The 18,129-nt window shown below is 62.8% G+C and carries 20 protein-coding genes; all 20 read left to right on the forward strand.

Annotated features, from left to right (window positions below):
• Nucleotides 1-121 precede the first annotated feature (121 nt).
• The 20 genes from ACW4TB_RS09110 (at nt 122) to flhB (ending at nt 18,107) form a co-directional block, all read left to right on the forward strand.
• Nucleotides 122-1,339 carry a sensor histidine kinase gene (locus tag ACW4TB_RS09110; protein ID WP_254466224.1) on the forward strand — a complete coding sequence of 406 codons (1,218 nt, stop codon included), beginning with the start codon at nt 122-124 and terminating at the stop codon, nt 1,337-1,339.
• Nucleotides 1,339-2,715 (forward strand): sigma-54-dependent transcriptional regulator, encoded by a 1,377-nt coding sequence (locus ACW4TB_RS09115; RefSeq protein WP_012315526.1) that lies wholly within the window; start codon nt 1,339-1,341, stop codon nt 2,713-2,715. The genes ACW4TB_RS09110 and ACW4TB_RS09115 overlap by 1 nt, the downstream gene beginning before the upstream one ends.
• 142 nt (nt 2,716-2,857) lie before the next feature.
• A complete protein-coding gene (gene fliE, locus ACW4TB_RS09120) occupies nt 2,858-3,190 on the forward strand; it encodes a flagellar hook-basal body complex protein FliE (RefSeq protein WP_012315525.1) in 333 nt (110 codons plus the stop codon).
• Between the two features lie 15 nt (nt 3,191-3,205).
• Nucleotides 3,206-4,984 carry a flagellar basal-body MS-ring/collar protein FliF gene (fliF, locus tag ACW4TB_RS09125; protein ID WP_012315524.1) on the forward strand — a complete coding sequence of 593 codons (1,779 nt, stop codon included), beginning with the start codon at nt 3,206-3,208 and terminating at the stop codon, nt 4,982-4,984.
• On the forward strand, nt 4,977-5,996 hold the full coding sequence (gene fliG / locus ACW4TB_RS09130; protein WP_012315523.1) for a flagellar motor switch protein FliG: 1,020 nt from the start codon (nt 4,977-4,979) through the stop codon (nt 5,994-5,996). The genes fliF and fliG overlap by 8 nt, the downstream gene beginning before the upstream one ends.
• A gap of 118 nt (nt 5,997-6,114) precedes the next feature.
• The gene (fliH, locus tag ACW4TB_RS09135; protein WP_012315522.1) at nt 6,115-6,879 is read left to right on the forward strand and encodes a flagellar assembly protein FliH; all 765 of its coding nucleotides are present in this window, start codon (nt 6,115-6,117) and stop codon (nt 6,877-6,879) included.
• Nucleotides 6,869-8,227, forward strand: a complete 1,359-nt coding sequence (gene fliI / locus ACW4TB_RS09140) for a flagellar protein export ATPase FliI (RefSeq protein WP_279929836.1) — start codon at nt 6,869-6,871, stop codon at nt 8,225-8,227. Before fliH ends, fliI begins: the two co-directional genes overlap by 11 nt.
• Before the next feature lie 6 nt (nt 8,228-8,233).
• Nucleotides 8,234-8,686 (forward strand): flagellar export protein FliJ, encoded by a 453-nt coding sequence (gene fliJ, locus ACW4TB_RS09145; protein ID WP_012315520.1) that lies wholly within the window; start codon nt 8,234-8,236, stop codon nt 8,684-8,686.
• A 77-nt stretch (nt 8,687-8,763) separates the two neighbouring features.
• Nucleotides 8,764-9,069: an STAS domain-containing protein gene (locus ACW4TB_RS09150; RefSeq protein ID WP_012315519.1), complete on the forward strand. Its 306-nt coding sequence runs from the start codon at nt 8,764-8,766 to the stop codon at nt 9,067-9,069.
• Nucleotides 9,070-9,074: 5 nt separating this feature from the next.
• Nucleotides 9,075-10,769 (forward strand): fused response regulator/phosphatase, encoded by a 1,695-nt coding sequence (locus ACW4TB_RS09155; RefSeq protein WP_254466223.1) that lies wholly within the window; start codon nt 9,075-9,077, stop codon nt 10,767-10,769.
• 57 nt (nt 10,770-10,826) lie between these two features.
• Entirely contained in the window at nt 10,827-11,165 is a 339-nt protein-coding gene (locus ACW4TB_RS09160) for an Hpt domain-containing protein (RefSeq protein WP_012315517.1), read from the forward strand.
• A 72-nt stretch (nt 11,166-11,237) separates the two neighbouring features.
• Nucleotides 11,238-12,545 (forward strand): flagellar hook-length control protein FliK, encoded by a 1,308-nt coding sequence (locus ACW4TB_RS09165; protein ID WP_279929841.1) that lies wholly within the window; start codon nt 11,238-11,240, stop codon nt 12,543-12,545.
• Nucleotides 12,546-12,676: 131 nt separating this feature from the next.
• Nucleotides 12,677-13,174, forward strand: coding sequence for a flagellar basal body-associated protein FliL (gene fliL / locus ACW4TB_RS09170; protein WP_012315515.1), 498 nt, complete (start codon nt 12,677-12,679; stop codon nt 13,172-13,174).
• 9 nt (nt 13,175-13,183) lie between these two features.
• On the forward strand, nt 13,184-14,152 hold the full coding sequence (gene fliM / locus ACW4TB_RS09175; protein WP_012315514.1) for a flagellar motor switch protein FliM: 969 nt from the start codon (nt 13,184-13,186) through the stop codon (nt 14,150-14,152).
• A gap of 47 nt (nt 14,153-14,199) precedes the next feature.
• Nucleotides 14,200-14,664, forward strand: coding sequence for a flagellar motor switch protein FliN (gene fliN, locus ACW4TB_RS09180; protein WP_012315513.1), 465 nt, complete (start codon nt 14,200-14,202; stop codon nt 14,662-14,664).
• Nucleotides 14,665-15,120, forward strand: a complete 456-nt coding sequence (gene fliO / locus ACW4TB_RS09185; protein ID WP_279929845.1) for a flagellar biosynthetic protein FliO — start codon at nt 14,665-14,667, stop codon at nt 15,118-15,120. It begins immediately after the preceding gene.
• On the forward strand, nt 15,120-15,887 hold the full coding sequence (gene fliP, locus ACW4TB_RS09190; RefSeq protein WP_012315511.1) for a flagellar type III secretion system pore protein FliP: 768 nt from the start codon (nt 15,120-15,122) through the stop codon (nt 15,885-15,887). The genes fliO and fliP overlap by 1 nt, the downstream gene beginning before the upstream one ends.
• Nucleotides 15,888-15,908: 21 nt before the next feature.
• Nucleotides 15,909-16,178 (forward strand): flagellar biosynthesis protein FliQ, encoded by a 270-nt coding sequence (gene fliQ, locus ACW4TB_RS09195; protein WP_012315510.1) that lies wholly within the window; start codon nt 15,909-15,911, stop codon nt 16,176-16,178.
• 7 nt (nt 16,179-16,185) lie between these two features.
• Nucleotides 16,186-16,962 (forward strand): flagellar biosynthetic protein FliR, encoded by a 777-nt coding sequence (fliR, locus tag ACW4TB_RS09200; RefSeq protein WP_012315509.1) that lies wholly within the window; start codon nt 16,186-16,188, stop codon nt 16,960-16,962.
• 2 nt (nt 16,963-16,964) lie between these two features.
• Nucleotides 16,965-18,107: a flagellar biosynthesis protein FlhB gene (gene flhB, locus ACW4TB_RS09205; RefSeq protein ID WP_279929849.1), complete on the forward strand. Its 1,143-nt coding sequence runs from the start codon at nt 16,965-16,967 to the stop codon at nt 18,105-18,107.
• The last annotated feature ends 22 nt before the right edge of the window (nt 18,108-18,129 follow it).

Consider the following 18,129-nt stretch of genomic DNA (forward strand, 5'->3'; position numbering starts at 1 on the left):
GACCCGGCTTGCCGGCGATAGGGCACGGCCAGATAGCACAAACCCCTAGTCCCGGCACGGCTATTGCTACACCGCTGGCATCACACCGTTTTTATGACGGTCAGCCACGCGAGAGAGCACGATGCCCCAGGCCGCCCATGTTTCCCGAGTCCCTGATCCGCAGGGGCCTACCCCCGTCGAACAGGAGAGTCGACAGGGGCTTGAGCAGGCGTTTGCCCTGTTCGACCAGGTCTCCACCCAGCTCAACCAGTCCTACAGCATGCTCGAGGCCCGCGTCAGCGAGCTCAAAGGCGAGCTGGCGGTGGTCGGCGCCCAGCGCATGGCCGAGCTGAACGAGAAGGAACGCTTGGCCAATCGCTTGCAGAACCTGCTGGCCCTGCTGCCCGGCGGGGTGATCGTCATTGATGACCAAGGCCTTGTGCGCGAAGCCAACCCGGCGGCCTGCGAACTGTTGGGTGAGCCCTTGCTCGGCCAGTTGTGGCGCCAGGTGATCGCCCGCAGCTTCGCTCCGCGCAAGGATGACGGGCATGAGGTGTCATTGCGCGATGGCCGTCGTTTGTCCATTGCCACCCGTTCGCTGGATGCTGAGCCAGGCCAACTGGTGCTGCTCAATGACCTGACCGAAACCCGTCGTCTGCAAGACCAGTTGGCACGCCATGAGCGCCTGTCGTCGCTGGGGCGCATGGTCGCTTCGCTGGCCCATCAGATACGCACGCCGCTGTCGGCGGCCATGCTCTACGCCAGCCACCTAGCGGAAGATGACCGTGAGCTTGCGCCAGAGACCCGCCGGCGTTTCGCCGGCAGCCTCAAGGAACGTCTGCACGAATTGGAGCACCAGGTGCGCGATATGCTGGTGTTCGCCCGCGGCGAGCTGCCACTGGGTGACCGGTTGAGCCCAAAGGGCCTGTTCCAGGCCTTGCAGCAAGCTGCCCAGCCCCATGTCCAGGGCCATGCCGTGCGTTGGCAATGCGACAGCCACCTGGGTGAGTTGCTGTGCAATCGCGACACCCTGGTCGGTGCCATGCTCAACCTGATAGAGAACGCCCTGCAGGCAAGCGTTGGCGCTGCGCGGCTCAAGGTGCACCTGTATCGGCGCGCACATACCCTGCACCTGTGCGTCAGTGATGCCGGCAGCGGCATCGAGGCCGACCTGTTGGGGCGCCTGGGTGAGCCGTTCCTGACCACCAAAGCTACCGGCACCGGGCTCGGCTTGGCAGTGGTCATGGCCGTGGTGCGGGCGCACCACGGCAAGTTGCAGTTACGCTCCAGGGTAGGGCGTGGCACCTGCGTCAGGGTGGAGTTGCCGTTGATCGGCGGGCAGCCTGCGGAGGTCGCATGATGCTCATCAAGGTGCTGCTGGTCGAGGATGACCGTGCGTTGCGCCAAGCGCTTGGCGATACCCTGGAGATCGGCGGTTTTGCCTATCGTGCTGTCGGCAGTGCGGAAGAAGCGCTGGAGGCGGTGCAACGCGACGCCTATAGCCTGGTAATCAGTGACGTGAACATGCCGGGGATGGATGGGCATCAGTTGCTGGCGCACTTGCGCCGCCAGCACCCGCAACTGCCGGTGCTGCTGATGACCGCTCACGCTGCAGTGGAGCGCGCTGTCGAGGCGATGCGCCAGGGTGCTGTGGATTACCTGGTCAAACCCTTCGAGCCCAAGGCGCTGCTGAGCCTGGTCGAGCGCCATGCCGCCGGGCGCCTGAGTGCGGCTGAGGACGACGGGCCGGTGGCCTGCGAACCTGCCAGCCGCCAATTGCTGGAGCTTGCTGCACGTGTGGCCCGCAGCGATTCGACCGTACTCATCTCCGGTGAGTCGGGCACCGGCAAGGAAGTGCTTGCGCGGTACATCCACCAGCAGTCGCCGCGTGCAGCACAGCCATTTGTTGCGATCAACTGCGCGGCCATACCGGACAACATGCTCGAGGCGACTTTGTTCGGTCACGAGAAAGGAGCCTTCACCGGCGCCATTGCGGCGCAGGCCGGCAAATTCGAGCAGGCCGAGGGTGGCACCTTGCTGCTCGACGAGATTTCCGAAATGCCTCTGGGCCTGCAGGCCAAGCTGTTGCGTGTCTTGCAGGAGCGTGAGGTGGAGCGGGTAGGGGGGCGCAAGCCGATTGCCCTGGACATTCGTGTGCTGGCAACCAGCAATCGCGACATGGCAGGTGAAGTGGCGGCCGGGCGGTTCCGCGAAGACCTGTTCTATCGCCTGTCGGTGTTCCCGTTGGCCTGGCAGCCGCTGCGTGAGCGTGCCGGTGACATCCTGCCGCTGGCCGAACGCTTGCTGGCGCGGCATGTGGCGAAGATGAAGCATGCGCCCGTGCGTCTGTCGGCTGCGGCGCAGGCCTGCCTGCAGGCTCATGGCTGGCCAGGCAATGTGCGCGAACTGGACAACGCCTTGCAGCGGGCGCTGATCCTGCAGCAGGGCGGGGTGATCGAGGCGGCGGATTTTTGTCTGGCCGGCGCCATTCCCTTGTCGGCGGTTGCACCGGTCACAGCGTTGCCTGTGGCGGTCGAGCCGGCAGGGGAGGTCGGTGGCCTGGGCGATGACATGCGCCGCCATGAGTTCCAGATGATCATCGACACCTTGCGCGCCGAGCGCGGTCGCCGCAAGGAGGCTGCCGAGCGGCTTGGCATCAGCCCGCGCACCCTGCGCTACAAGCTCGCGCAAATGCGCGATGCCGGGCTCGACGTGGAAGCCAGCCTTTACGGGTGAGCTGCAAGCTGCAAGCAGGAGCACCGCAGCCTGGCTTGAAGCTTGAAGCTCCGCCGATTTCCAAGGCTGGCACTGTTGTTGCTTAGAGAGGCTATCCGCCGCATGAGTGTCAAAAAAATGCGGCCGCCGGAGAGAGAAGTTCATGAGCCAAGGTGTTGAATTCAATCGTCTGATGCTGGACATGCGTGCCATGCAGGCCGATGCCATGTCGCTGCCAAAAGCCACTGCCGCCCCCGAATTGGCAGAAGGCCAGAGCAGCTTCGCCGATATGCTTGGCCAGGCCATCGGCAAAGTGCACCAGACCCAGCAGGCGTCGACCCAGCTCGCCAATGCTTTCGAGATCGGCAAGAGCGGCGTCGACCTGACTGACGTGATGATCGCCTCGCAGAAAGCCAGCGTTTCCATGCAGGCGCTGACCCAGGTACGCAACAAGCTGGTCCAGGCGTACCAAGACATCATGCAGATGCCGGTTTGAGGACGGAAGTAAGTCATGGCTGAAGCAGTCGTCGATAACGCCCCCGCCAAAAGTGGCCCGCCAGCGTCCAAACCGCCGCTGTTCGGCATGGCGTTTCTGGAAAACATTTCGCAGATGCCCATGCTGCGTCAGGTCGGCCTGCTGGTCGGGTTGGCGGCGAGCGTGGCGATCGGCTTCGCCGTGGTGCTGTGGTCGCAGCAGCCGGACTACCGCCCGCTGTATGGCAGCCTGGCGGGTATGGACACCAAGCAGGTCATGGATACCCTGGCCGCTGCAGACATTCCCTACAATGTCGAGCCCAATTCCGGTGCTCTGCTGGTCAAGGCCGACGACCTCTCCCGTGCGCGCCTGAAACTGGCAGCTGCCGGCGTTGCGCCAAGCGACGGCAACGTCGGCTTCGAACTGCTCGACAAGGAGCAGGGCCTGGGTACCAGCCAGTTCATGGAAGCCACCCGTTACCGCCGCAGCCTGGAAGGCGAGTTGGCGCGTACGGTCTCCAGCCTGAACAACGTCAAAGCAGCGCGCGTGCACCTGGCGATCCCGAAAAGCTCGGTGTTCGTGCGCGATGAGCGCAAGCCAAGCGCCTCGGTCCTGGTCGAACTGTACCCGGGCCGTTCGCTGGAAGCCGGCCAGGTGATGGCGATCGTCAACCTGGTCGCCACCAGTGTGCCCGAGCTGGACAAGTCGCAGGTCACCGTGGTCGACCAGAAAGGCAACCTGCTCTCCGACCAGTTGCAGGACACGGCGTTGACCATGGCTGGCAAGCAGTTCGACTACAGCCGCCGCATGGAAGGCATGCTCACCCAGCGTGTGCATAACATCCTGCAACCGGTACTGGGCAACGATCGCTACAAGGCCGAGGTGTCGGCGGACCTTGACTTCAGTGCAGTGGAATCCACTTCCGAGCAATTCAACCCGGACCAGCCGGCGCTGCGCAGCGAGCAGTCGGTCAACGAGCAGCGCGCCAGCAGTTCGGGGCCGCAAGGTGTGCCAGGCGCGCTGAGCAACCAGCCGCCGGCAGGTGCAGCAGCGCCTGAAAACGCCACCGCCGCAGCCCCTGCTGCCGGTGCCATCCAGCCTGGCCAGCCGCTGGTGGATGCCAATGGTCAGCAGATCATGGACCCGGCCACCGGCCAGCCAATGCTCGCGCCATACCCGGCCGACAAGCGTCTGCAGACCACCAAGAACTTCGAACTGGACCGCTCGATCAGCCACACCCGCCAGCAGCAGGGTCGCCTGACCCGTCTGTCGGTGGCGGTAGTGGTCGATGACCAGGTCAAGGTCGACGCCGCTGGAGAGACCACCCGCGCGCCGTGGGGCGCCGAAGACCTGGCGCGCTTCACCCGCCTGGTACAGGACGCCGTTGGCTTCGATGCCAGCCGTGGCGACAGCGTGACGGTGATCAACGTGCCGTTCGCCGCCGATCGCGGCGAAGAAATCGCCGACATCGCGTTCTATCAGCAGCCGTGGTTCTGGGACATCGTCAAGCAGGTGTTGGGCGTGGTGTTCATCCTGGTACTGGTGTTCGGCGTGCTGCGCCCGGTACTCAACAACATCACTGGCGGCGGCAAGCAGGCTGCTGCAACGGACAGCGACATGGAGCTGGGCGGCATGATCGGTCTGGATGGCGAACTGGCCAACGACCGCGTCAGCCTGGGTGGCCCGACAAGCATTCTGTTGCCAAGCCCGAGCGAGGGTTACGAGGCACAGCTCAACGCAATCAAAGGCCTCGTGGCCGAAGACCCGGGCCGTGTCGCCCAGGTCGTGAAAGAGTGGATCAACGCCGATGAGTGATAACCGAGCCGTTACCGCCAAGCTGAGCCGCACCGACAAGGCGGCAATCCTTTTGCTCTCGCTGGGTGAGACCGATGCCGCCCAGGTACTGCGGCACATGGGCCCCAAAGAAGTGCAGCGGGTCGGTGTGGCCATGGCTCAGATGGGCAACGTGCACCGCGAGCAGGTCCAGCAGGTGATGAGCGAGTTCGTCGAGATCGTCGGCGACCAGACCAGCCTGGGCGTAGGTTCCGACGGTTATATCCGCAAAATGCTCAACCAGGCCCTGGGTGAGGACAAGGCCAACGGCCTGATCGACCGCATCCTGCTGGGTGGCAACACCAGTGGCCTGGACAGCCTCAAGTGGATGGAGCCACGGGCGGTGGCGGATGTGATCCGTTTCGAGCACCCGCAGATCCAGGCCATCGTGGTCGCCTACCTCGACCCTGATCAGGCTGGCGAAGTGCTGAGCAACTTCGACCACAAGGTGCGCCTGGACATCATCCTGCGCGTGTCGTCGCTCAACACCGTTCAGCCTGCGGCGCTCAAGGAACTGAACCAGATTCTCGAGAAGCAGTTCTCGGGGAACTCCAATGCCGCACGCACCACCCTGGGTGGCATCAAGCGCGCCGCCGACATCATGAACTTCCTCGACAGCTCCGTGGAAGGTGCACTGATGGACTCGATCCGCGAGGTCGACAACGACCTGTCGGAGCAGATCGAAGACCTGATGTTCGTCTTCAACAACCTGGCCGATGTCGACGACCGCGGCATCCAGGCGCTGTTGCGCGAAGTATCGTCGGATGTACTGGTGGTGTCGCTCAAAGGTGCCGACGAGCGGGTCAAGGACAAGATTTTCAAAAACATGTCCAAGCGTGCTTCGGAACTGCTGCGCGACGACCTCGAGGCCAAGGGCCCGGTGCGCGTCAGCGACGTGGAAACGGCGCAGAAGGAAATCCTCACCATTGCCCGACGCATGGCCGAGGCCGGCGAGATCGTACTCGGCGGCAAGGGTGCCGAGGAAATGATTTAAGCGGCACGCCACAAGCTGCAAGCTACAAGAGAAAGCCAGACGCTGCACGGCCTGCTTCTTCTTGCAGCTAGCAGCTTGTAGCTTGCAGCTCATCCCGCTTTCAACACCAGGCATGCCAATGTCCAGCAAAGAAACTCACCCCAGCGACCTGATTCGTGCACGTGACCTGGAAGGCGTCGATGTATGGGCACTGCCCAGCTTCGACCCTGAGCCGGAACCGGAGCCGGAACCGGAACCCGAAATCATCGAGGAAGAGGTCGAGGAAGTGCCGCTGGAGGAAGTCCAGCCCCTGACCCTTGAAGAGCTCGAAGCGATCCGGCAGGAGGCCTACAACGAAGGTTTCGCCACCGGCGAGCGCGAGGGTTTTCACAGCACCCAGTTGAAGGTGCGACAGGAGGCTGAGGAGGCGCTCAATGCCCGGCTGGCTGACCTGGAACAACTGATGGCACACCTGCTCGAGCCTATTGCCGAGCAGGACACACAGATCGAGAAGACCCTCGTTCACCTGGTGGCGCACATGGCGCGCCAGGTGATCGGTCGCGAACTGCGCAGCGACTCCAGTCAGATCACCCAAGTACTGCGTGAAGCGTTGAAGCTGCTGCCCATGGGTGCGGACAATATCCGCATTCACCTCAATCCTCAGGATTTCGAGCTGGCCAAGGCCCTGCGCGAACGCCATGAGGAGAGCTGGAAGCTGCTTGAGGATGACGCCCTGTTGCCAGGGGGGTGCCGCATCGAAACCGCGCACAGCCGCATCGACGCAACCATGGAAACCCGTATCGAAAAGGCCGTGGCCCAGCTGTTCGACCAGTTGCACGACCAGTCCCTGCACCCGGCGGCGCCGGATGTATCGATCGAGCTGGGCGCCAACGATGCGCCTTGACCGCACCAGCTTCGGCAAACGCCTGGGTGGCTACGCCGAGACGATCAAGCTGCCCGTGCAGCCGGTGGTCGAAGGCCGCCTGCTGCGCATGGTCGGCCTTACCCTGGAGGCCGAGGGGCTGCGCGCCGCAGTGGGCGCACGCTGCCTGGTGATCAATGACGACTCGTACCACCCGGTGCAGGTCGAAGCCGAAGTCATGGGCTTTGCGGGCAGCAAGATCTTCCTCATGCCGGTCGGCAGCATCGCCGGTATCGCGCCCGGGGCGCGGGTGGTGCCGCTGGACGACAGCGGCCGTTTGCCGATGGGCATGAGTATGCTTGGCCGTGTGCTCGATGGCGCCGGTCGCGCCCTGGACGGCAAGGGTGGTATGAAGGCCGAGGATTGGGTGCCGATGGACGGCCCGATCATCAACCCGCTCAACCGCGACCCGATCAGCCAGCCACTGGACGTGGGTATTCGCAGCATCAACGGCCTGCTCACCGTCGGCCGTGGCCAGCGCCTGGGCCTGTTCGCCGGTACCGGTGTCGGTAAATCGGTGTTGCTCGGCATGATGACTCGCTTCACCGAAGCCGAAATCATCGTGGTCGGCCTGATTGGCGAGCGGGGCCGCGAGGTGAAGGAGTTCATCGAGCATATTCTGGGTGAAGAGGGGCTCAAGCGATCGGTGGTGGTCGCATCCCCGGCCGACGACGCGCCGTTGATGCGTTTGCGCGCGGCCATGTATTGCACGCGCATTGCCGAGTACTTCCGCGACAAAGGCAAGAACGTCCTGTTGCTGATGGACTCGCTGACCCGTTTTGCCCAGGCCCAGCGTGAAATTGCCTTGGCAATCGGCGAGCCGCCCGCTACCCGTGGTTATCCGCCATCAGTGTTCGCCAAGCTCCCCAGGCTGGTGGAGCGCGCCGGTAACGGTGAGCCGGGTGGTGGCTCGATCACGGCCTTCTATACCGTATTGTCCGAAGGTGACGACCAGCAGGATCCGATTGCCGACTCGGCGCGGGGCGTGCTCGATGGCCACTTCGTCTTGTCCCGGCGGCTGGCCGAGGAAGGCCATTACCCCGCTATCGACATCGAAGCCTCGATCAGCCGGGTAATGCCCCAGGTGGTCGATGCCAATCACCTGCGCCAGGCGCAAAAATTCAAGCAGCTGTGGTCACGCCTGTCGCAAAGCCGCGACCTGATCAGTGTTGGCGCCTATGTGGCAGGCGGCGATCCGGAAACCGACCTGGCCATTGCCCTGCAGCCAAAACTGGTGGACTTCCTGCGCCAAGGGCTGGACGAAAATGTCGGTATGGACCAGAGCCGACAGCAGTTGGGGGCGATCTTCACGCCTCCGGCGAACGGTTGATAGGCCATGAGTACGCCTAGCCGTGCCGCGCGCCTGGCACCAGTGGTGCAGATGGCCGAGGAGGCCGAACGCAAGGCAGCCCAGCGACTGGGGCACTTTCAGCAGTTGGTGGCTCAGGCCCAGGCCAAGCTGGCCGAACTCGAGTCGTTTCGTGAGGGCTATCAGGCGCAATGGATCGACCGCGGTGGCCAGGGCGTCAATGGCAGCTGGCTGGTCAACTACCAGCGCTTTCTGGGGCAGCTTGAAACGGCCATGACCCAGCAGCGCCAAAGCCTGACATGGCACCAGAACAACCTGAAGAACGCCAGGGGCACCTGGCAGCAAGCCTATGCCCGGGTAGAGGGCCTGCGCAAACTGGTGCAGCGCTACCTGGAAGAGGCGCGGCGCGCCGAGGACAAGCGCGAGCAGCGTTTGCTGGATGAATTGTCACAGCGGTTGCCAAGGCAAGGCCACATCTAGCTTGCAGCTTGCAGCTCTGCCCCCCGCCTGCTAAACATTGAACTGTTGCATTCGCCATCATCGAAGGAATCGCTAGCATGGCAGTCGAGACTGATTTTTCGCAGGACGAGAAAAAGCTGACGATCAAGATCAAAGGCCGCTTCGATTTCGGTAAGCATCAGGAGTTTCGCGATGCCTACGAGCGCCAGCCCAAGCGCCCGGATTCGGTGGTGGTCGACCTCAAAGACACAACGTACCTGGACAGTTCGGCCCTCGGCATGTTGCTGCTGCTGCGCGATCACGCCGGTGGCGATGAATCGGATGTGCGCGTGGTACATGCCAGTTCAGATGTGCGCAAGATCCTTGCCATCTCCAATTTCGACAAACTGTTCGCTATCAGTTGAGCGTCATGACGCCGGCCGAACAGCCGTTGACCGTGCTGGTGGCCGAAGACGGGGCCACGGATAGGCTGTTGCTGGCCCAAATCGTCCGGCGCCAGGGGCATCACGTGTATACCGCCGAAAACGGCCAGCAGGCCGTCGAACTCTTCGCCGAAAAGCGCCCGCAACTGGTCCTGCTCGATGCCCTGATGCCGGTCATGGACGGCTTCGAAGCTGCGCGGCAGATCAAGGCACTGGCCGGCGAGGCCCTGGTACCGATCATCTTTCTTACCTCGCTCAACGAGGAAGAGGCCTTGGTGCGCTGCCTGGAGGCCGGTGGTGACGACTTCATGGCCAAGCCCTACAGTGCGGTGATCCTTGGTGCCAAGATCCGCGCCATGGACCGCCTGCGCAGGTTGCAGGCCACGGTGCTGGAGCAGCGTGACCTGATCACCCGGCATCACCATCACCTGCTCAACGAGCAGCGGGTGGCCAAGGCAGTGTTCGACAAGGTTGCCCATTCTGGCTGCATCACGGCGCCGAACATTCGGTACCTGCAGTCGCCTTACGCGTTATTCAACGGCGACTTGCTGCTGGCCGCGTTCACTCCATCCGGCGACATGCATGTACTGCTGGGTGACTTTACCGGGCATGGGCTACCCGCCGCAGTCGGTGCCATGCCCCTGGCAGAAGTGTTTTATGGCATGACTGCCAAGGGCTACGGCCTGGCGCAGATGCTGCGCGAGATGAACGCCAAGCTCAAGCGCATCCTGCCGGTAGACATGTTCTGTTGCGCGCAGCTCCTCAGCCTGAGCGTGCAGCGCGGCTCGGTGGAGGTCTGGAACGGTGGCATGCCGGATGGTTACCGGCTGTCGGCCGGCGGCGAGGTGCTTTCCATGCTGCGTTCGCGCCACCTTCCGCTGGGCATCCTGGCGCCGGAGCGCTTCGATGACAGTACCGAGGTGTTGCCGCTGGCGCCGGGGGAGCGGCTGCTACTGCTCTCCGACGGCGTTGTGGATACAGCCGACGAGGCGCAGACGTTGTTCGGTGTCGAGCGCTTGCGCGCGGTGCTGGCGGCCAATCGTGAACCGGCGCGGCTTTTCGACGAGGTGATGGAGGCGCTGGAGCGCTTCGGCGGGCGTCCCAGAGATGACATCAGCCTGTGCGATATCCGCATGTTCACTGCGCAGGAGCGGGTGCCGGCCCCAACCATCTATTCTGATAGTGGGCGCTCCAGCCCGCTGGACTGGTCGCTGGGTTTCGAGTTGCGCGGTGAGAGCCTCAAGCGTTTCAACCCGGTGCCGTACCTTGTGCAGTTGCTGCAGGAAATTCACGGTTTGCGGCCCCGCACCGGCGCCCTGCACAGCGTGCTAAGCGAGCTGTATTCCAATGCGCTGGAGCACGGTGTGCTGGGCCTGGATTCACGGCTCAAGCGCGATGTGCATGGGTTTGCCGACTACTATCAGGAACGCACCCGCAGGCTCGGTGCGTTGACCGACGGCAGCGTGCGCATTGATCTGAAGGTGGAACCGATGGCCGCAGGCGGTCGTCTGATGATCGAAGTCCGTGACAGTGGTGCGGGGTTCGATGTGCAGCGGGTGCTGGCGCGTCCCTCCCGTGAGCACGGATTGAGTGGTCGAGGGTTGCACCTGGTACGGCGCCTTGGTAGTAGTGCCGGGTGGCGGGACGGTGGCCGTTGCGCATGGGTGCAGTTCGATTGGTGAGCTGTTTGGCGCTTGAGGCATAATTCTGCTTGATCAAGGAGTGAGCAAGTGACTGACATGCATATTGATCACAAGGTGCTCAGTGAGCTGCAGGAGGTCATGGAAGATGGCTACCTGCAACTGCTGGAAACCTTTCTGGAAGATTCCGGGCGGCGTCTTGATGAACTTCACGGCGCCAGGAGCGCTGATGAGCTTGGCGTGGCCGCGCATAGTTTCAAGGGCAGCAGCAGTAACATGGGTGCGGTCGGGCTGGCGCAGCTTTGCCATCAGCTGGAGGAGCGGGTCAAACAGCGCTCGTTGTATGGCATAGAAGAACTGATCAACCGCATCGACCAGGAGTACCTGGAGGTGCAGCGTTTCTATCAGGGCGAGCGCAAGCGCGTTTCCGCAGGCTGATAGGCCAGTTGGCTCGACTTTTGCCTGTATGTGCCTGAACGATACCTTTGTTTCTGGCGCGGAGACCCTTCAATGCCTGTCGCACCTAATCCTTTGTTGCAAACCAGTACGCTCAGCAAGCCGTCGCGTGCGGGTTCCTCGCAGGCGGACAAGCCGCTGCAGGCGTCGGGCGGGCAGGGCGGCGGCTTCGATCAGGTCATGGCCAGGCAGGGCAATGACAAAGCGCCGGTACGCGATGACAAGGTTGCCCAGGCCAAGCCTCAAGACAAACCCGAAATCGCCCAAGGCGGCAAGAACGAGGCGGCCGACAAAACGGCGGTTGCCGATGACGGCAATAAATTGCCAACTGACGATCAGACGCAAGCCAGTGCCGATAGCGCGCCTGGCAGTGAATCGACCTCGCTGGACGCCAGCTTGGTGGCGGGCCAGGTGACCGATGCGCAGCCGGGGGCGCAGTTGCTGCAAGCCCAGGCTGAAGCTGTGGCGCCGGTGCTTCAGGCAGCGGTTCAGTTACCGCAAGCCCCGATAACCGAAGAGCTGCCCGAGGATCCGGCAGCGCAGGCCTTCGACCCAGATGCCGACCCATTGGCTAACTTGCCGACCCTGCGCCTGGCTCTGGAGCAAACTGCCCAGGCCAAGGGCACGACTTCGGCCCACGCCGCCGATCCCTCCCAGGCCGGCGCCGAGGATGGTCAGCCAGCCGTCAATCCCTTGGCGACCTTGATGGACAAGGTCGAGGCCGAGGCAGGGCAATCGGAGAGTGGGGACAAGGCCTTTGGTGCGTTGCTCGAAGATGGCCTCAAAGACACCAAGAGCGCCTCCAGCGACACCCGAATCGACGATTTCGCCAACCGCTTGGCGAGCCTGACCCAGGCTGCCACGGCCAAGACGGCCAATGCCGTGCCGGTGACCGGCAACCCGTTGCATCAGCCGTTGCCTATGAACCAGAACGCCTGGGCCGAAGGTTTGGTCAACCGCGTCATGTACCTGTCCAGCCAGAACCTGAAGTCGGCGGACATCCAGTTGGAGCCGGCCGAGCTTGGCCGCCTGGATATCCGCGTCAACGTGGCGGCCGACCAGGCCACCCAGGTGACCTTCATCAGCGGCCATGCGGGCGTGCGTGATGCGCTGGACAGCCAGGTGCATCGCCTGCGTGAATTGTTTGCCCAGCAGGGGCTGGCGCAGCCGGACGTCAACGTGGCTGACCAGTCGCGCGGGCAGCAACAGCAAGCGCAGCAGGACGGTTCACAGCTGTCCGGCGTTGCTGCACGGCGGGCGCAGAATGGCGGTGGTACCGAGCAAGGTGAGCTTGCTGATGCCTCACGGCCGGTCGAGCAGCAGGTGGTCGTTGGCGACAGTGCGGTCGATTTCTACGCGTGAGTTCGTGTTCTCTGTCATGGCCCCATCGCAGGTGATAGGGCCGGTACAGGCAAAAATTCCCAATCTGGCATAACACTTGCTCAAGCCACGTCATCCTCATTTGAAACCCCGATGGACGACGGATTATTGGCATGGCGAAGAGCGACGCAGTGAAAGACCCCGCCACTAAAGGCAAACTCAAGCTGATCCTGCTGTTGGTGCTGGCCCTTCTGCTGGCGGTCGGCCTGTCGGTCGGCGCGACCTGGTTCTTCATGCACAAGAGCGAGTCGGCACCCGCGGCCGATCCGGCAGCGGCCAACGTCAAACCGGCGGCAATCTACGAGCCCCTGGCGCCGGCCTTCGTGGTCAACTTCAACCAGAACGGCCGCCAGCGCTACATGCAGGTGAGTATCACCCTGCAGGGCCGCAACCAGGCCGACCTTGATGCCCTCAAGGTGCATATGCCGGTGATCCGCAACAACCTGGTGATGATGTTCTCCGGGCAGGGCTTCGACACCTTGGCCGCCAGTTCCGTGGGCCAGGAGATGCTGCGCCAGAAGGCCACCGCAGTGGTTCAGGAAGTGGCGCAAAAGGAAGTCGGCAAGCCGGTGGTAGACCAGCTGCTGTTCACCAATTTCGTATTGCAGTAGGAGTCCGCAATGGCCGTACAGGACCTGCTGTCCCAGGATGAGATCGACGCCCTGTTGCACGGCGTCGATGATGGGCTGGTACAGACCGAGAGCGCTGCCGAACCCGGCAGCATCAAAAGCTACGACCTGACCAGCCAGGATCGGATCGTGCGGGGGCGCATGCCGACCCTCGAAATGATCAATGAACGTTTCGCCCGTTACACCCGTATCAGCATGTTCAACCTCCTGCGTCGCTCCGCCGACGTTGCGGTTGGGGGTGTGCAGGTGATGAAGTTCGGTGAGTACGTGCATTCGCTGTACGTGCCGACCAGCCTCAACCTGGTCAAGATCAAGCCGCTGCGCGGCACTTCGTTATTCATTCTGGACGCCAAGCTGGTGTTCAAGCTGGTGGACAACTTCTTCGGTGGTGACGGTCGTCACGCCAAGATTGAAGGCCGCGAGTTCACCCCCACTGAGCTGCGGGTGGTGCGCATGGTGCTGGACCAGTGCTTCATCGACCTCAAGGAAGCCTGGCAGGCGATCATGCCGGTCAACTTCGAGTACATGAACTCCGAAGTCAACCCGGCCATGGCCAACATCGTCGGGCCGAGCGAAGCGGTGGTGGTGTCGACCTTCCATATCGAACTGGACGGCGGCGGCGGCGACCTGCACGTGACCATGCCCTACTCGATGATCGAGCCGGTGCGCGAAATGCTCGATGCCGGTTTCCAGTCCGACCTGGACGACCAGGACGAGCGCTGGGTGAAGGCCCTGCGCGAAGACGTGCTGGACGTTTCCGTACCGCTCAGTGCCACGGTTGCCCGCCGCCAACTCAAATTGCGCGATGTGCTGCACATGCAACCGGGTGACGTGATCCCGGTCGAGCTGCCGGAGCACCTTGTGCTGCGTGCCAATGGCGTACCGTCGTTCAAGGCGCGCCTGGGTTCGCACAAGGGCAACCTGGCGCTGCAGATCATCGACCCGATCGAACGCCGCTGACGGCGTGCCGGTCGCTCACTACGAATTGAATGCCTGTCGAGGACATCATGGCTAACGAAAACGAGATCACCTCCCCGGAAGACCAGGCCCTGGCCGATGAATGGGCGGCGGCGCTGGAAGAAACCGGTGATGCCGGCCAGGCTGACATCGATGCGCTGCTCGGTGGCGACGGCGGTAGCGCCGGTGCCGGCCGGTTGCCGATGGAAGAGTTCGCAAGCTCGCCACGGCCGAAAGAAAACGTCAGCCTGGAAGGCCCGAACCTGGACGTGATCCTGGACATCCCGGTGAACATCTCCATGGAAGTGGGCAGCACCGAGATCAACATCCGCAACCTGCTGCAGCTCAACCAGGGCTCGGTGATCGAGCTCGACCGCCTGGCCGGTGAGCCGCTGGATGTGCTGGTCAACGGCACTTTGATCGCCCACGGCGAAGTGGTTGTGGTCAACGAGAAGTTCGGCATCCGCCTGACTGACGTGATCAGCCCCAGCGAACGTATCAAGAAGCTGCGCTGAGTGAAGGGCACGATACGGGCCGTCACGGCCCTTGCCGCGCTGTTTGCCAGCGAAGTGGTGATCGCCGCTGCCGCACCGGCCGTGGTGGCCACGCCGCCAGCCGCGGCGCCCGGCAGCCTGGGTGGGCAGCTGGCGCAAATGGTGCTGGGCTTGCTGCTGGTGGTGGGCCTGATCTTTTTCCTGGCTTGGTTGCTGCGCCGTATGCAGGGCGCGGTACCCAAGGGTGGCCAGGTGATCGAAGTGATCGGCAGCCGTGCCATCGGCCCGCGTGACCGGCTGTTGCTGGTGCAGGTCGGCAAAGAGCAGATCCTCATCGGCCATACCCCAGGCAGCATCGAGGCCTTGCATGTGCTGGCCGAGCCCGTGGAAGTGCCTGCCAGCGCCCGCCAGGCGACGCCGGAGTTTGCCCAGCGCCTTATGGAGCTGATGGGCAAGGATCATAAGGACAAGAAGTGATGAGCGGCGCGCTACGTACCCTGTCGGGCCTGTTGTTGATGCTGGCGCTGCTGTTGGCCGCGCCGCTGGCCTTGGCCGCCGACCCGCTGTCGATCCCGGCCATTACCTTGTCCAACGGCCCGGACGGGCAGCAGGAATACTCGGTCAGCCTGCAGATCCTGTTGATCATGACGGCGCTGAGTTTCATACCTGCGTTCGTCATCCTGATGACCAGCTTCACCCGAATCATCATCGTGTTCTCGATCCTGCGCCAGGCCCTGGGCTTGCAGCAGACACCGTCGAACCAGGTGCTGACCGGCATGGCGCTGTTCCTGACGATGTTCATCATGGCCCCGGTGTTCGACCGGGTGAACCAGGATGCACTGCAGCCGTACCTTAAGGAGCAGATGACCGCCCAGCAGGCGATCGACAAGGCCCAGGGGCCGCTCAAGGACTTCATGCTGGCGCAGACCCGGCAGAGCGACCTTGACCTGTTCATGCGCCTGTCCAAGCGCACCGATATCGCCGGGCCTGATCAGGTACCTTTGACCATCCTGGTGCCAGCGTTCGTCACCTCGGAGCTCAAGACGGCGTTCCAGATCGGTTTCATGATCTTCATTCCGTTCCTGATCATCGATATGGTGGTCGCCAGCGTGCTGATGGCCATGGGTATGATGATGCTGTCGCCGTTGATCATCTCGCTGCCGTTCAAGATCATGCTGTTCGTTCTGGTCGATGGCTGGGCGCTGATCATGGGCACCCTGGCCGGCAGTTTCGGCGGCGTCTGACGCCGTCAAGGAGAGCCTTGCATGACCCCTGAAGTTGCCGTCGACCTGTTCCGCGACGCCCTGTGGCTGACCACGCTGATGGTAGCCATCCTGGTGGTGCCGAGCCTGCTGGTCGGCCTGGTGGTGGCGATGTTCCAGGCCGCTACGCAGATCAACGAACAGACCCTGAGCTTCCTGCCGCGCCTGCTGGTGATGCTGGTGACACTGATCGTCGCCGGGCCGTGGCTTACGCAGAAGTTCATGGAATACATCACGGGCCTGTACACCAGCATCCCGCAGCTGATCGGTTGAGGCGGCCATGCTGGAGCTGACCGACGCACAGATCGGCACCTGGGTCGCCACCTTCATCCTGCCGCTGTTCCGGGTGACGGCGGTGCTGATGACCATGCCTATCTTCGGTACCCGCATGCTGCCGGCGCGCATTCGCCTGTACGCGGCAGTGGCCATTACCGTGGTGATCGTGCCGGCGTTACCGCCGTTGCCTGAATTCGACCCACTGAGTTTGCGTGGCTTGTTGTTGTGCGGTGAGCAGATCATCGTCGGAGCGTTGTTCGGTTTTTCGCTGCAGTTGCTGTTCCAGGCGTTCGTCATTGCCGGGCAGATCATCGCGATACAGATGGGTATGGCTTTCGCATCGATGGTCGACCCGGCCAACGGCGTCAACGTGGCGGTGGTCAGCCAGTTCATGACCATGCTGGTGAGCGTGCTGTTCCTGGTGATGAACGGCCATCTGGTCGTGTTTGAAGTGCTGACCGAAAGCTTTACCACCTTGCCGGTAGGCAACGCACTTGTGGTCAACCACTTTTGGGAGATGGCTGGGCGCCTTAGCTGGGTATTTGGTGCCGGCCTGCTACTTATCCTGCCGGCAATCGCCGCGCTACTGGTGGTGAACATTGCGTTTGGCGTGATGACCCGCGCCGCGCCGCAGTTGAACATCTTCTCTATCGGTTTCCCGCTGACACTGGTGCTGGGTATGGGCATCTTCTGGGTGGGCCTGGCCGATGTTCTTTCCCACTACCAGGCATTGGCCAGCGAAGCGCTGCAATGGCTGCGTGAACTGGCGAGGGCGCGCTGAGCATGGCTGAGAGCGAGAGTGGTCAGGACAAGACAGAAGACCCCACCGACAAACGCAAGCGCGACGCGCGCGAAAAAGGTGAGATCGCCCGGTCCAAGGAACTGAACACGGTGGCGGTGACCCTAGCGGGTGCCGGCGGTTTGCTCGCGTTTGGCGGGCACCTGGCCGAGACGCTGCTGGAAATGATGCGCCTCAACTTCAGCCTGACCCGTGAAGTGATCGTCGACGAGGGTGCCATGGGCGCCTTCTTGCTGGCCTCGGGCAAGATGGCGATCTGGGCAGTGCAGCCGGTGCTTATCTTGCTGTTCGTGGTGGCGTTCATTGCGCCGATTGCGTTGGGCGGCTTTCTGTTCTCCGGCAGCCTGCTGCAGCCAAAATTCAGCCGCATGAACCCGCTGGCGGGGATCAAGCGCATGTTCTCTATGAATGCCCTGACCGAGCTGCTCAAGGCCGTTGCCAAGTTCGTCGTCATCCTGGTGGTGGCGTTGGTGGTGCTGGCCAACGACCGCCAGGCGTTGCTGGCGATCGCCAACGAGCCGCTGGACCAGGCGATCATCCATAGCGTCCAGGTGGTAGGGTGGAGTGCATTGTGGATGTCGGCGGGGCTGTTGCTGATTGCCGCAGCAGACGTGCCGTTCCAGCTTTGGCAGACGCACAAGAAGCTGAAGATGACCAAGCAGGAGGTCAAGGACGAGTACAAGGACAGCGAAGGCAAGCCTGAGGTCAAGCAACGGATTCGCCAGTTGCAGCGCGAGGTGTCGCAGCGGCGCATGATGGCTGCCGTACCCGATGCGGATGTGATCATCACCAACCCGACCCACTATGCCGTGGCGCTGCAGTATGACCCCGAGAAGGGTGGGGTGGCACCGCTGCTGCTGGCCAAGGGTACGGATTTCATTGCTTTGAAAATTCGCGAGATCGGGGTCGAGCACAAGGTGCAGATTCTAGAGTCGCCTGCGCTGGCGCGTGCGATCTACTACTCCACCGAAGTCGAGCAGGAGATTCCCGCAGGGTTGTACCTCGCGGTGGCGCAGGTGCTGGCGTATGTGTTCCAGATCCGTCAGTACCGGTCCGGCAAGGGCAAGCGGCCGGAGCCGTTGAAGGAAGATTTGCCGATACCGCCGGATTTGCGGCGTGATAGCTGATTGCGGGGACTGTACGCCGTTG

It is taken from the genome of Lelliottia jeotgali (genome assembly GCF_977070485.1).

Bases quoted from the DNA above. Each gene is read 5' to 3' on its own strand.
- ACW4TB_RS09110 (WP_254466224.1), top strand. From the start codon at position 122: ATGCCCCAGGCCGCCCATGTTTCCCGAGTCCCTGATCCGCAGGGGCCT.
- ACW4TB_RS09115 (WP_012315526.1), top strand. From the start codon at position 1,339: ATGCTCATCAAGGTGCTGCTGGTCGAGGATGACCGTGCGTTGCGCCAA.
- fliE (WP_012315525.1), top strand. From the start codon at position 2,858: ATGAGCCAAGGTGTTGAATTCAATCGTCTGATGCTGGACATGCGTGCC.
- fliF (WP_012315524.1), top strand. From the start codon at position 3,206: ATGGCTGAAGCAGTCGTCGATAACGCCCCCGCCAAAAGTGGCCCGCCA.
- fliG (WP_012315523.1), top strand. From the start codon at position 4,977: ATGAGTGATAACCGAGCCGTTACCGCCAAGCTGAGCCGCACCGACAAG.
- fliH (WP_012315522.1), top strand. From the start codon at position 6,115: ATGTCCAGCAAAGAAACTCACCCCAGCGACCTGATTCGTGCACGTGAC.
- fliI (WP_279929836.1), top strand. From the start codon at position 6,869: ATGCGCCTTGACCGCACCAGCTTCGGCAAACGCCTGGGTGGCTACGCC.
- fliJ (WP_012315520.1), top strand. From the start codon at position 8,234: ATGAGTACGCCTAGCCGTGCCGCGCGCCTGGCACCAGTGGTGCAGATG.
- ACW4TB_RS09150 (WP_012315519.1), top strand. From the start codon at position 8,764: ATGGCAGTCGAGACTGATTTTTCGCAGGACGAGAAAAAGCTGACGATC.
- ACW4TB_RS09155 (WP_254466223.1), top strand. From the start codon at position 9,075: ATGACGCCGGCCGAACAGCCGTTGACCGTGCTGGTGGCCGAAGACGGG.
- ACW4TB_RS09160 (WP_012315517.1), top strand. From the start codon at position 10,827: ATGCATATTGATCACAAGGTGCTCAGTGAGCTGCAGGAGGTCATGGAA.
- ACW4TB_RS09165 (WP_279929841.1), top strand. From the start codon at position 11,238: ATGCCTGTCGCACCTAATCCTTTGTTGCAAACCAGTACGCTCAGCAAG.
- fliL (WP_012315515.1), top strand. From the start codon at position 12,677: ATGGCGAAGAGCGACGCAGTGAAAGACCCCGCCACTAAAGGCAAACTC.
- fliM (WP_012315514.1), top strand. From the start codon at position 13,184: ATGGCCGTACAGGACCTGCTGTCCCAGGATGAGATCGACGCCCTGTTG.
- fliN (WP_012315513.1), top strand. From the start codon at position 14,200: ATGGCTAACGAAAACGAGATCACCTCCCCGGAAGACCAGGCCCTGGCC.
- fliP (WP_012315511.1), top strand. From the start codon at position 15,120: ATGAGCGGCGCGCTACGTACCCTGTCGGGCCTGTTGTTGATGCTGGCG.
- fliQ (WP_012315510.1), top strand. From the start codon at position 15,909: ATGACCCCTGAAGTTGCCGTCGACCTGTTCCGCGACGCCCTGTGGCTG.
- fliR (WP_012315509.1), top strand. From the start codon at position 16,186: ATGCTGGAGCTGACCGACGCACAGATCGGCACCTGGGTCGCCACCTTC.
- flhB (WP_279929849.1), top strand. From the start codon at position 16,965: ATGGCTGAGAGCGAGAGTGGTCAGGACAAGACAGAAGACCCCACCGAC.